The organism is Ruegeria sp. BC6 (genome assembly GCF_056539185.1).
This window is the reverse complement of the sequence record NZ_JBQFUM010000004.1, coordinates 30,107-43,236: the sequence shown is the minus strand read 5'-3', so window position 1 is coordinate 43,236 and position 13,130 is coordinate 30,107. Positions and strand designations below refer to the sequence as shown.

Genomic DNA, 13,130 nt, shown 5'->3' with positions numbered 1-13,130 from the left:
GTGCTCGGAGTCTAAGACGCGGATCCTTCAAGTTTTAACCTAAGGGAAACCATACCCAATTCCCGGGCAGTTGCCAACGCTTCGGCCTCAAGCGACAGGGCCGAGCGCAGATCCTGAGCGCGACCGCGACGGCGAAGAGCCCAAGCGCGCGCGGCTTTGCTGTGGGCGATCCACGGCGGTGCGGCCATCGCTGTGTCCACTTGGATCGCGGTTTCGAACAGTTCGTCGGCGGTGTCCCAATCACCCAACACGGCGGCCAGTGCTCCCAGCCGCCGGGCCGCGGATCCGGTGCAGACGGTTGTCGCGCCGGCCGTGATCGTCAGGTCCCGGTAGGGCAGCAGCTTGTCGATCAGCGTTTGGGCATGGTGTGTGTTCTCGACCGCGACGCAGATATCCGCTAGATAGGACAGGGTGGTCGAGTACATCGCGTCCTGAGGCAGGTCAAAACCGGTGTCCGCGATCTCATTGAGAATACGCTCGGCGGGCTCGCGAAACCCCAGTTCGGCGGCTATCAGGCCGAATCCGGGTTTCCAGCTGGTTTCGCCGGGACTGTCGGACATGAGCCGTTTGATCACAGGGGCCACTTCATGCAACCGGGCCTGCTCGCGCCGGATGGTGAACATCTGAACGCCGTAGACACCCTCGACATGGGCGCCGTGTGTCTGCCGCCCGATTTTGACGGCTTCGCTCGCATAGGTCTCGGCGCGTTCGAAATTGCCATCCAGGATGGCCACCATTGCACGGGCATGGATCTGGACCCAGTACAGCTGTCGGTGGTTGTCCTTGTCCGAAATCTCGGTCAGCAGTTTCAACGAGGTGTCGACCAACTGGCGGTCCGCCATCTCGGCACCGACAAACAGGCTGAGGGTACGGTCGCGACCCTGATCGATGTTTCCAAGCTTTTCCGCAACTTCGTGCATGGATTCGAGGTTCTTGCGCCAGTTCAGCCGATCTTCGCCCTGGCGCGCCACGAAAGGAGCGCCGAAGCGGGTCATCATGACGGCGAACCGGGATTTGTGATCCCCCAGCCGGGCGGCCAGTTCCATGCATTGCTGGCCATATTTGGTGCCCTCGGCAAAGTCGCCGATGAACATGTAGGCGCGGGCGATCTGGGCCATCAGACGACACCGCCGAACCTCATCTGTCGGCGGCAGGCTGTCCAATGCCTCGAGGCACAGGCTGATCGCCTGGCCGTGCCTTTGGCCGGCCATCATGCATGAATCGGCGAAGTGATGTGCCGCGTCGGCAGCAAGGTCCGTCCGGCCTGAGTGCCGGGCGGCGTCCGAAGCCTCCTTCAGTTTGGCGATGCCTTCCGGCAACCTGCCTGCGCTGTCGTAGCTGCGCCCAAGCAGAAGGTTCCCAACGATCGTCTGAGGACTTTTTTCGTCGCCCAGTTTTTGCGCGGCCTTCAGGGTTTCCGTCGCATTGGCCAGGGCTTCCTGGCTGGCCGACCGTGACAGGGCCATTTCTGTCGCCGCGCGCCACCGGTCATAGGCGGCAGCCCAGTCTTCGGCCTCGGTCAGGTGCCGGGCGGCCAACTCGGGGCGTCGTTCAATCTCGGCCGACCGCAACTGCATCAGCGCGTGGGCGACATTGGCGTGTTGGGCCTTGCGTGTGCTGCTGAGCATGGACTGATAGGCGGTGTCCCTGATCAACGCATGGCGGAATACATAGTGCCCTTTGTGGTGCCCGCTTTCAAAGACCAGACCAGCGCGACACAGCTCAGCCAAACAAGTGTCGAGCTCTGGCGGGGCTTCCGGCATCGACGCGGCAAGCAGAGCCGGTTCGAACTCGCGCCCGATAACCGACGCCGCAAGAGCCGTTTGTTTGGCGTCGGGCGATACGGCGTCCAACCGGGCCATCAACGCTCCGCTCAGGGACGAGGGCACATTCACACCGACCCCGCCGGTTTCGTGTATGGCGCGTGTCAGTTCCTCGACAAAAAGCGGCACGCCGTCGGTTTTTTCGACAATCAGGTCGACCAATTCCGGATCCGGATCGCGTCCCGAGATACGTTGCACCAGATGGGCGACCTGCTCGGCATCAAGTCGCCCCAGATGCAGGGTTTGGACATGGCTGTCCCCTTCGGTCTTCTGCATTTCCCAGCCGGGGCGATGCGTGATCACGATCAGAAGGGGAAGGTCGACGCACAACGCTTTGAAACGGTCCAGCAACGCGTGGGTCGAGGCGTCGATCCAATGGGCATCCTCGACAAACAGGATGACCGGACGTTGGACGGCCCGGGCCTTTACCGTGGTGATCAGCGCTTGGATCGTCAGGTCTCGCTGTTCCTGGGGCGACAGTTGCAGGACCTGCTGGGCCAAGGTGCTGCGCGGGGCGACCAAGGCGGCGAAGGCAGGAAGAACTAGGTCCAGATCCAGTCCTTGCCGCTGGGCCAGCATGTCGTGAACACTCTCCTGCACCCTGTCGTCGTCAAAATCCGGGTCGACGCCCGCATCCTGCGAAATCCGTTCGGCAACCGGGTGAAACGGGCTGCTGGTGAGATAGGGAGAGCAGTTCAGTCTGATGATGTCGGCCTGATGGACCACGCTTTCGTCCTGCAGAAACTCCTCGATCAGGCGCGACTTGCCGATTCCCGCTTCACCTGACAGCAGGACCACTTCGCCTTTGCCGTCCTGCGCGTGTTTCCAGGATTGCAGAAGGATGCCCTTTTCAAAACTGCGGCCGATCAGGAACCCGTGGGCACCATCCCCGCGAACCGCGTGAAACCGGCTTTCGGCGCTGCGTTCAGCCACGACCTGAACCAGGTCGTGCGCGGCATCGAAGCCTTTCAGGGGCACGCTGCCCAAGGATGAAACCTCGAACACGCCATCCAGTGACCCTGTCAGGTCTGTACGGGGCATGACGACGGCGTTTGCCGGGGCTTTTTCCTGCAACCTGGCGGCCAAGTTCAGCACCGGTCCGGTCATGGCGCCTTCTTCGAACGAGTTTTCACCGATTGCGTCACCGACAACCACGTCGCCGCTGGCGATGCCGATACGCACGGCAAGCGGGGTTCCGTCGGGCGTCGTCATCTGCCGGACCCTTCGCACGGCTTCGAGGCCAGCTTTGACGGCCCGAATGGCGTGATCCTCATAGGCGCGGGGCCACCCGAAAAAGACCAACAGCCCGTCGCCAAGGTATTTTGCGACATATCCTCCATACCGGCTGACGGCACCTGCAACGGAATCCTGGTATCGCTGCAACAGGATCCGCATGTCTTCGGGGTCGATCCGGTTGGTCAATTCGGTCGAGCCGACGAGATCGGCAAAAAAGACCGTCAGATGGCGCCGCTCGGCCGGAGCGCGCGACGGTTGCCCATCCGTGTCGGGCCGTATTTCGGCTGCGGCTGCTGCGATGTCAGATGTTGGCTGCTCGGGCGTTTGTTCATCAGACAGGACGCGGGCGGCAGCCAGAATAACCTTGCGGTGTCCGAGGCTGACTCCAAGCTCTCGGAGATCGTCATTGGTCAGCAGAGGCAATACACGTGCATCAACGTCATTTTCCGCAAAGGTCTCTGCGTATTGGCCCAGACCAAGATCGTTCAGCCATGTTTTGACCGTGAACCCCATTGACGGATCATGCGTGGTTGCAATTCGTCAATCAAGCGTGAGGAATAAACTTTACATAATCATGATTACGCGGCTCAGGGATCAGAACTCATTCCGCGGCCCACGTGATCCGGTCAGGCGCGGTCAGTCTTTGCCAAGCGTCATATTGCGACAGGAACACCTGCCCGTTCAATTCATCGAGGAAATGCGACTGCTTCAGGCGGTCCATGACCGGGCCTTTGACCTCACTCAGGTGCAGCCCGACACCCATGTCGCGCAGGCGGTGGTTGATCGCCTCAAGGCTTTCGAGCGCCGAGAAGTCGACCTCGTTCACCGCCGAGAACATCAGTACCACGTTGCGGATCTCGCAACCCTCGGTCACGCGCGACTGGATCAGATCCTCGAGGAAGCGGGCATTCACGAAATACAGGCTTTCATCCACCCGCAACGTGACCAGCGTGGGGTCGGTCTGGACCTTGTGGCGCAGGATGTTGCGGAAGTGTTGAGTGCCCGGCACCAGCCCCAGTTCGGCCACATGTGGACGTGAAGTCTTATAAAGATGCAGAAGGATCGAGATTGCCACGCCGCTGGCAACACCTGCTTCGACGCCGGCCATCAGGGTCAGGACGATTGTAGCGGCGACGGCGGTGAAATCGGCCCGTGAATAGCCCCAGGTCTTTTTGAGGATTGAAAAATCCACCAGGCTAAGCACCGCCACGATGATCGTCGCGGCCAGCGTCGCCTTGGGCAAGAAATAGACAAGCGGGGTCAGGAAGAGTGCGGCAACCGCCAGCCCAACGGCGGTGAAGGCACCGGCCGCCGGGGTCTCGGCGCCCGCGTCGAAGTTCACCACCGAGCGCGAGAATCCGCCGGTGACCGGAAAGCCCCCGGTGAAGGCGGCGCCCAGATTGGCCGCGCCCAGGCCGATCAGTTCCTGGTCGGGATCGACGCGCTGACGTTTCTTGGCCGCCAGCGTCTGCGCGACCGAGATGCTTTCGACGAAGCCGATGATCGAGATCAGGATGGCGGGCACCAGCAGCGCGCCGATCAGGTCCGAGGACAGCCCCGGCAGGGTCAGCGGAGGCAGGCTTTGGGGCACCTCGCCCACGATCTTGACGCCGCGCGCGTCCAGCCCGAAGGCCCAGACCGCCATCGTGGTTGCCACTACCGCCACCACAGGCCCGGCCTTGGTCAGCACATCGGCCAAAAGCGGCGGTACGCCCATGCGCCGCAGCGCGGGTTTGAGGTTCTTGCGCACCCAGAACAGGAAAGCCGTGGCCAGTGCGCCGATCAACACCGTAATCCCGCTGGTCTGGTCCAGATGCGCCAAGATAGAGCCCAGCATCTCGGGCAGGGTATGGCCATGCGCGCTGACCCCCAAGATGTGTTTCAACTGGCTGGTGGCGATCAGAATGCCCGAGGCGGTGATGAAACCCGCGATCACCGGATGAGACAGGAAGTTGGCCAGAAAGCCCAGCCGGAACACACCCAGCAACACCAGGAACCCGCCCGACAGAAAGGCCAGTGTCAGCGCCGCCACCGCATAGCCGGCGGTGCCCTGTTCAGCCACCTGCCCCACGGCGGATGCGGTCAGCAGCGACACCACCGCCACCGGACCCACCGCCAGCGCCCGGCTGGTGCCGAAGATCGCATAGAGGATGATCGGCACGATCGAGGCATAGATACCCGCCTCGGGCGGCAGCCCCGCCAGCAGCGCATAGGCCAGCGATTGTGGGATCAGCATGATCGTCACGATCACCGCGGCGATCAGGTCATTGGACAGCGCCGCCCGGTCATACCGGCGGCCCCAATCCAGAATTGGCAAGTATCGCAACAGGTTGTGCATCGGTTCCACGTTCAAGAGGGCACAGGGCGGGTGTTGGATGGCGCAGGGCAAGAAGCCCTAGCGACCTATTCGGCCGCCACGTTCAGCGGCTCGGGCTTGGCCATCCATTCCTTGCCCTTCAGCATCGCCGACCAATAGACCGGCGGCAGCAGCTTTTCCTTGAGGACCCAGGCCGCGCGGCTGGGTTTGGTGCCGTCGATCAGGAACTTAGGGAAGCTGGGCTTCAGGACACCGCCATAGCCGAACTCGGCCAGCACGATCTTGCCGCGTTCCACCGTCAGCGGGCACGAGCCGTAACCGTCATAGGCCGCCACCGGGCCGCGGCCCTCGATATCGGCCACGATGTTGTCGGCCACCACCGGCGCCTGCTTGCGGGCAGCGGCCGCGGTTTTCGCGTTCGGCGCGTTCATCACGTCGCCCAGCGACCAGATGTTGTCAAAGCTCTTGTGGCGCAGCGTGGACTGATCCACATCGACCCAACCCGCCGCATCTGCCAGCGGCGATACCCGGATGAAGTCCGGCGCCACCTGCGGCGGGCAGACATGCATTATGTCGAACTCGACCGTCACCTGCTCGGGCTGCTCGTCGTGCTTGGCGACCTTGAACGTGGCGGTTTTCGCCGCCCCGTCCACCGCCACCAGATTGTGGAAGAAGTTCAGCGTGGCGTCGTATTTCCTGACATACTCCATCAGCGCCGGGACATAGTCCTTGACCCCGAACAGCACCCCGCCCGCATTCATGAACTGGATGTCGATATCCTTCAGAACCCCGCGTCGGACCCACGCATCGCCCGACAGATACATCGCCTTTTGCGGCGCGCCCGCACATTTGATCGGCATCGGCGGCTGGGTGAACAGCGCCCGTCCCACCTTCAGCCCTTCGACCAACTGCCAGGTATAGGGCGCCAGGTCATAGCGATAGTTCGAGGTCACGCTGTTGCGGCCCAGCGTTTCCTCCAGCCCTTCGACCGCACCCCAGTCCAGCTTGAGCCCCGGAGTCACCACCAGACGGTCGTATTTGACCACTCGGCAACCATCCAGAATGACGGCGTTGTTCTGTGGCTCGAACGCGGCCACGGCGGCCTTGATCCATTTGACCCCGCGCGGGATCAGCGCGCCCATGGTCTTGGCCGTCTGTTCCGGCGTGAACACGCCGCCGCCCACCAGGGTCCAGCCGGGTTGATAATAGTGCACGTCGGACGGGTCGATGATGGCAATCGACAGGTCGGATTTACGCGCATGCAGGCTGGCGGCGGTGGCGATGCCCCCTGCCCCGCCGCCCACGATCACCACGTCAAAGGACGCGTCGCCGGTGTCGGTGGGCGTCTTGCCGCCATTGGCGATGCGGCGGGCCACGCCGCTCATGTCATATCCGGCAGCCTTGGTTGAGGTCAGGATGTCAGGCAAGGCTCGGCCCTGCGCGGCCTCGTGCAGCGACCAAAGCGTGGCCGAGCGCGTGCCCGTCCGGCAATAGGCCAGGATCGGACCTGGCAGTTCGGTCAGGGCTTGACCGAAGGCCTGCGCGTCCTCATCCCGAACCAGGCCAGTCTGGACGGGAACGTACCGGGCTTCGATGCCAAGCTTTTCTGCAGCGGCCTCGATTTCCTCGAATGTCGGTTGGTCGGACCCTTCACCGTCGGGGCGATTGCAGATGATGGCGCGGAAGCCCGCGGCCTTGATCGCCGGGATATCGGCAAGCGTTACCTGTGGCGACACCGAGAGTGCGCCCGAAATCTTTCGGATTTCCATTGTTGTCTCCTGCGGTCAGATCTTGTTGACCGGAACCTTGAGCATCTGGTTGCCGTCCTTGTCGGTCGGGATGTCACCCGCCCGGATATTGACCTGGATCGACGGGATGATCAGGGTCGGCATCGCCAGCGTCGCGTCACGCTCGGTGCGCATCTTGATGAACTCGTCCCGCGACTTGCCGCCGCCCACATGAATGTTGTGCGCCTTTTCCTCGGCCACCGTGGTTTCCCAGCGGATGTCGCGACCGTTGGGACCGTAATCGTGGCACATGAACAGGCGGGTTTTGTCCGGCAGGCTCAGCACCTTCTGGATCGAGTCGTAAAGGGTTCCTGCATCTCCGCCCGGAAAGTCGGCTCGGGCCGAACCGCCATCGGGCATGAACAGCGTGTCACCCACAAAGGCCGCATCGCCCATCACATGCACCATGCAGGCTGGTGTATGGCCCGGTGTGTGCATGGTGAAGGCGGTCATGTTGCCGATGTTGTAGGTCATGCCGTCGGTGAACAGTGCATCAAACTGACTTCCGTCGCGCTGGAACTCGGTGCCCTCGTTGAAGATCTTGCCGAAGACTTCCTGCACGATCTTGATGTTCTCGCCGATGCCGATCTTGCCGCCCAGCTTCTGCTGGATGTAGGGCGCCGCCGACAGGTGGTCGGCATGGGCGTGGGTCTCGATGATCCACTCCAGTTTCAGGCCCTGTTTTTCGATCTCGGCGATCAGCAGGTCGGCATGTTCGAAGGTGATCCGTCCAGCGGCATAGTCGATGTCCATCACGCTGTCGATGATCGCGCAGGCGTTGGATGTCGGGTCCGAAACGATGTAGCTGATCGTCGCCGTGGCCTCGTCGTAGAAGCCCTGAACCTTGGGTTTGACGCTCAGATCCACCGGATATGCGGAAATTGGTGTCGCGATTGCGTCAGCCATTTTCTGGTTGTGGGTGTCGATTGCCTTTTGGTCGGTCATAATCGTGCCTCCTCTCTGACGCTCAGGCCTTGGCCGAACGTGTAATCAATGGTTGCCCTTGCAGAATGCGCGCCAGGGCCAGCCCGGCGGCGACCGCGCCCAGAAACAGCAGAACCTCCCACCGTCCGGTGCCCAGGGCCGGAATTGCCGCGCCCGGGCAGAATCCTGCGATGCCCCAGCCCACGCCAAACAAGGCTGAGCCGCCGACAAGCTTCATGTCGATGTGCTTTGCGCCCGGAATCTGGAACCGGTCCGCAAAAAGCGGCGCGGCGCGTCGCCATATCAGGCGATAGCCGATGAATGTCACCACCAGCGCACCGCCCATAACGAAGGCGAGGCTGGGGTCCCAGGTTCCGGCCAGATCGAAGAAGTTCAACACCTTGGCCGGGTTCATCATGCCCGAGATCGCGATGCCTGTGCCGAAGACAAGGCCGGTCAGGAACGTATGGAACAGTTTCATTGCCTCACCCTCCGAATACGTGGCGGATCACGAAAACCGTGATGGCGGCAGTTACCATGAAGGTCGGAACGGCAACCAGGGACCGGGTCGACAACCGCGACAGGCCGCATACGCCGTGACCCGAGGTGCACCCCGAGCCGAGGCTGGCGCCCAGACCGACGATGACGCCGCCGACCACGATCATCAGCGGGCTGATCGGTACCTCGATAGCCGGCATGGAGCCGGTCAGCACGTAGATCAGACCCGGCGCAACGATCATTCCGGCAACAAGCGCCAGCCGCCAGGAAAACTCGGACCCGCTGTCAGGAAAGACCAGACCGGACATGATCCCGGTGGCACCCATGATGCGGCCGAGGCCCAACATCAACAACACTGCGCCCAAGCCTATCAGCAGGCCGCCGCCAAAGGATGCAAAAGGCGTGAATACGGTTTCCATATTATCTGGTCCTGCAGGTTTTGATGCCCAAAAGCGTGTACACCGGGCAGAATTTCATGGTCGCGGTCAACAGCATGATGATGCCAATGATCACAGCGCCATATTTGAACAGTGGTGCGGCGAACAGGGCCAGCCCGCTGAAGACTGCAAGGTACAGCAGGACCAACCCAAGAGCCGCGCGCAGCGTGCGGTCGATCGTTCCGACGTTGTTGGTCATATCGCCCTCCACATTCAGGTTTCTGAATGGCATATATGACGCCAGGAGCGTCTCTTCAGTGACAATGTCACGAATGCCGAAAAGATTCCCGAAAAATCAGGTGCTGTGGGCCAAAGCCTGCAAAGCCGTTGTGTCGGTGAGCGTAATCTTGCCCCGGGATTGCGAAACCAACTCGCGTTTCTGGAAGTCGTGCAGCACCCGCGAGACAACCTCACGCGCGGTTCCCAGTTCGCTGGCCAGTTGTTGGTGTGTCGCTTGCACCTCGTTCGCGGAATCGGCCAATGCAAGCAGACGTTCCGCCAGCCGGACATCGATCCGGCCGAAGGCGACGTCATCGACCACGCGCAGAAGGTCGATCAATCGGCGGGAATAGGCCTGGAACACGAAATCGCGAAACGCGTCCTCTTCCGCGGCAAGGCGGTCGAAGGCAGGCTTGGGCAGGACGATCGCGGTGACATCTGTTTCAGCAATGCCTTCGGCGTTATAGGCCTCTTCGGCCAGCATGCATGCCGTGGTCAGCACGCAGCTTTCGCCGGCTTCGACCCGATACAAGACGATTTCGCGCCCCGTATCCGAGCTTTGTGAAACGCGGATCCGGCCTTCGTACAGAAACATGAGGCTGTCCGGCACATTGTCGGGCCCGAACACCTGGGCCCCGTTCGGGAACTTCACGATCCGCGCGGCCGCGCGCAACCGGGCGCGTACCGCATCGGGCAGGTGGCTGGTTCCGTGGAACCGCTGGGTCCAGTCAGTGATTGTCATGTGGCTGCTTGCATGGGTGGCCCAAAGCCCTCGTAGATCATTACGGTTCTGCCGTCTTTCGCCCGGCCTAGACGATACGTTCGTAACAACGCGTCCTGTGCACCTGCCGCATGGCCTAGGACAGAACCGTGGTCGCGATCAAGGGAAAGCGCCCGAAGGTGCCTCGGGTCTATCCTGTCAGTCGCGACCCAGATCCTTGAGGATCGGACAATCCGGGCGGTCATCTCCGGCGCATTCCTGGATCAGGTGCGACAGTGTTTCGCGCATGGCTTTCAAACCTTCGATCTTGGCATCGATCTCTTCGAGGTTCTGTTTGGCGATCCGCTTGACGTCCGCGCTGGCGCGGTGCTTGTCCTCGTACAGCGCCAGAAGCGAGCGGCAGTCTTCGATGGTGAACCCCAGCGACCGCGCGCGCCCGATGAACGCCAGCTTGTGCAGTTCTTTCTCGTCGAAATGGCGGTATCCATTGGTCGAGCGTCTGGGTTTGATGAAACCGATATCCTCATAATACCGGATGGTCTTGGCCGGCAAACCCGAGCGTTCGGCGACGTCCCCGATGTTCATGGCGGCTCCTTTCCTATTCGGCGGGTGTGGGTGCGTGTGCAATGGTCTGCGGTTTGCGGTCGGATCCGCTCGGCGGCCGGGCCGCCTTGACCCAACGCAGCCGCAATGCGTTTGACAAGACGAACGTGCTGGACAGCGCCATGGCGCCAGCCGCCAAAACCGGGGACAGCAAGGGTCCGCCAAAGGGATAGAGAACTCCCGCGGCCACCGGGATCAGCAGCGTGTTGTAGCCAAAGGCCCAGAACAGGTTCTGCCGGATATTGCGCATGGTGCGCTGGCTGATGTCGAAGGCGTTGACCACGCCGATCAGATCGCCCGACATCAGCACCACGTCTGCGGCCTCGATCGCAACGTCGGTCCCGGTGCCGATGGCAATACCGACATCCGCGGCCGCCAGCGCCGGAGCATCGTTGATCCCATCGCCGACAAAGGCCAACTTGCCGCCGTTCACACGCAGGTTTTTCAGCGCAGCCACTTTGCCTTCGGGCAGGACTTCAGCGACGACTGTGTCGATCCCAAGCTGTGCGGCGATGGCGTCGGCCGTCGCCCTGTTGTCGCCAGTGATCATCGCCACTTTGAGCCCCAGCGCGTGCAAGGCTTCGATGGCCTCCGGTGTGCTGGGCTTGATCGGGTCGGCCACCGCGATTGCGGCGGCAGCGGTTCCGTCGATTGCGGCGTAGAGCGGTGTTCTGCCTTTGGCGGCCAGCGACGCGCCGTGATCTGACAGCGCACTGATGTCGATGCCTTCGCGCTCCATCAGACGATCGGCACCGATGAGGATGCTGTGCCCTTCGACAGCCGCTTGAACCCCATAGCCGGTGATCGACTTGAAATCCTCGGGCTTCGGCAGATTCAGGCCGCGTGTCTCGGCCGCGCGCACGATGGCGGTGGCGATCGGATGTTCCGAAGTGGCCTCGACGGCTGCGACCAGGCGCAGGACGGCGTCCTCATCCAGCCCTTGGGCAACCACAAGATCAGTCAGTTCCGGGCGGCCTTCCGTCAGGGTGCCGGTCTTGTCCACCGCTATAACAGTGGTTTCCTGCAACATCTGCAGCGCGTCGCCCTTGCGGAACAGAACGCCCATTTCCGCAGCGCGCCCCGTGCCCACCATGATCGATGTCGGCGTAGCCAGACCCATTGCGCAGGGGCAGGCAATGATAAGCACCGCGACCCCGGCAACCAGAGCCATGCTGAGTGCCGGGTCCGGTCCGAACAGCAACCAAACAAGGACTGTCACGACCGCCACCGCGATCACCGCGGGAACAAACCAAAGGGTGATACGGTCAACCAAGCCCTGAATGGGCAGCTTCGCGCCCTGAGCCTGTTCGACCATCTGAATGATCTGCGCCAGCATCGTATCCGCTCCGATCTTTTCGGCACGGACGGTCAACGCTCCGGTACCGTTCACGGTGCCGCCTACGACGGTTGCGTCAGAGGATTTCTCGACCGGAACGGGCTCACCCGTGATCATGCTTTCGTCAACATACGAACTGCCGCTCAGCACCGAGCCATCGACCGGGATTTTTTCGCCGGGCCGCACGTGAACCAGATCGCCCACTGCGATCTGATCAATAGGCAGTTCGACGATGCGGTTCTCCCGTTCGACCCGCGCGGTTTTGGCCTGCAGGCCGACCAGCTTGCGGATCGCCTCGCCGGTTCGGCCTTTGGCGCGTGCTTCAAGAAAGCGGCCCAGCAGGATCAGAACCACGATGACCGCGGCCGCCTCGTAATAGACATTGGCCGTGCCGGTCGGAAGGATTTCGGGCGCAAAGGTCGAGATCAGCGAGAACCAATAAGCCGCCGACGTGCCCAAAGCGACCAGCGAATTCATGTCTGGCGCACCCTTGGCAAGTGCTGGAAAGCCCTTGGTGTAGAATTGAAGACCGGGCCCGAACAGGACCAGTGTCGTCAAGACGAACTGAATGTAGTGGCTGGCTTGCAGACCGATGGTGCTTGCAATCAGATGATGCATGCCGGGAATGACATGCGCGCCCATTTCAAGGATGAAAACCGGCAAGGCCAAGAGCGCCGCAAACCCCGTTCGCAGTGCCAGTTTGCGGATTTCGTCAGCTTTGCGATCCTGCGCCGCTGCCTGAGCCGAGTTGCGCGGCGTCGCCGGGTACCCGGCCGCGTTGGCCAGTGCAGCAATCGCTTCGGGTGTCGTGGCGCCCGCTGCAAACTGGACGGTCGCGCTTTCCGAGGCGAGGTTGACCGACGCCGCCAGCACGCCCTGCCCGGCAAGCAAAGCCTTCTCGACCCGGCCGACGCATGAAGCACAGCTCATGCCCTGGATGTTGAGCGTGACGGCCTCGGTTACGGCTGGATAGCCCGCCGCCTCCATCGCCTGTGCGATGGATTTGACATCAGCCGGAGCATGGAAATCCACCTGGACGCTCTCATTCGCCAGGTTTACTGCAGCCAAGTCGACGCCCGGAACCGCGCTGAGCGCACGCTCAACCCGGGCCACGCAAGACGCGCAACTCATCCCCTGAACCTGAAATTTGGCATGTGAAATATTGGCCATGTCGTCACCACGATTATCCGGTCGACCCTGTACATAAGGGTTCCAGCAAGTGGAAGGTC

General features: G+C 62.0%; 10 protein-coding genes. All 10 read right to left on the bottom strand.

Going from position 1 to position 13,130, the window contains the following annotated elements; translation table 11 throughout:
* Positions 1–11: 11 nt before the first annotated feature.
* The 10 genes from ACR0MM_RS12915 to ACR0MM_RS12870 all read right to left on the bottom strand — a co-directional run bounded on the left by ACR0MM_RS12915 (position 12) and on the right by ACR0MM_RS12870 (position 13,071).
* Positions 12–3,572, bottom strand: coding sequence for an AAA family ATPase (locus ACR0MM_RS12915; RefSeq protein ID WP_480696553.1), 3,561 nt, complete (start codon positions 3,570–3,572; stop codon positions 12–14).
* An 88-nt stretch (positions 3,573–3,660) separates the two neighbouring features.
* Positions 3,661–5,397 (bottom strand): SulP family inorganic anion transporter, encoded by a 1,737-nt coding sequence (locus ACR0MM_RS12910; RefSeq protein ID WP_170367461.1) that lies wholly within the window; start codon positions 5,395–5,397, stop codon positions 3,661–3,663.
* A 65-nt stretch (positions 5,398–5,462) separates the two neighbouring features.
* Entirely contained in the window at positions 5,463–7,145 is a 1,683-nt protein-coding gene (locus ACR0MM_RS12905; RefSeq protein ID WP_480634248.1) for a bifunctional protein tyrosine phosphatase family protein/NAD(P)/FAD-dependent oxidoreductase, read from the bottom strand.
* A gap of 15 nt (positions 7,146–7,160) precedes the next feature.
* Positions 7,161–8,045, bottom strand: a complete 885-nt coding sequence (locus ACR0MM_RS12900; protein ID WP_170367462.1) for an MBL fold metallo-hydrolase — start codon at positions 8,043–8,045, stop codon at positions 7,161–7,163.
* Positions 8,046–8,130: 85 nt separating this feature from the next.
* Positions 8,131–8,568, bottom strand: a complete 438-nt coding sequence (locus ACR0MM_RS12895; protein WP_170341628.1) for a DUF6691 family protein — start codon at positions 8,566–8,568, stop codon at positions 8,131–8,133.
* Positions 8,569–8,572: 4 nt separating this feature from the next.
* Complete coding sequence (locus ACR0MM_RS12890; protein WP_170341626.1) at positions 8,573–9,004, bottom strand: YeeE/YedE family protein; 432 nt, start codon at positions 9,002–9,004, stop codon at positions 8,573–8,575.
* A 1-nt stretch (position 9,005) separates the two neighbouring features.
* Positions 9,006–9,221, bottom strand: a complete 216-nt coding sequence (locus ACR0MM_RS12885; RefSeq protein ID WP_170341624.1) for a YgaP family membrane protein — start codon at positions 9,219–9,221, stop codon at positions 9,006–9,008.
* Positions 9,222–9,317: 96 nt separating this feature from the next.
* Positions 9,318–9,983 (bottom strand): Crp/Fnr family transcriptional regulator, encoded by a 666-nt coding sequence (locus ACR0MM_RS12880; RefSeq protein ID WP_170341623.1) that lies wholly within the window; start codon positions 9,981–9,983, stop codon positions 9,318–9,320.
* A 177-nt stretch (positions 9,984–10,160) separates the two neighbouring features.
* Positions 10,161–10,547, bottom strand: coding sequence for a Cu(I)-responsive transcriptional regulator (gene cueR / locus ACR0MM_RS12875; protein WP_093963300.1), 387 nt, complete (start codon positions 10,545–10,547; stop codon positions 10,161–10,163).
* Between the two features lie 13 nt (positions 10,548–10,560).
* A complete protein-coding gene (locus ACR0MM_RS12870) occupies positions 10,561–13,071 on the bottom strand; it encodes a heavy metal translocating P-type ATPase (RefSeq protein ID WP_480696550.1) in 2,511 nt (836 codons plus the stop codon).
* Between the last annotated feature and the right edge of the window lie 59 nt (positions 13,072–13,130).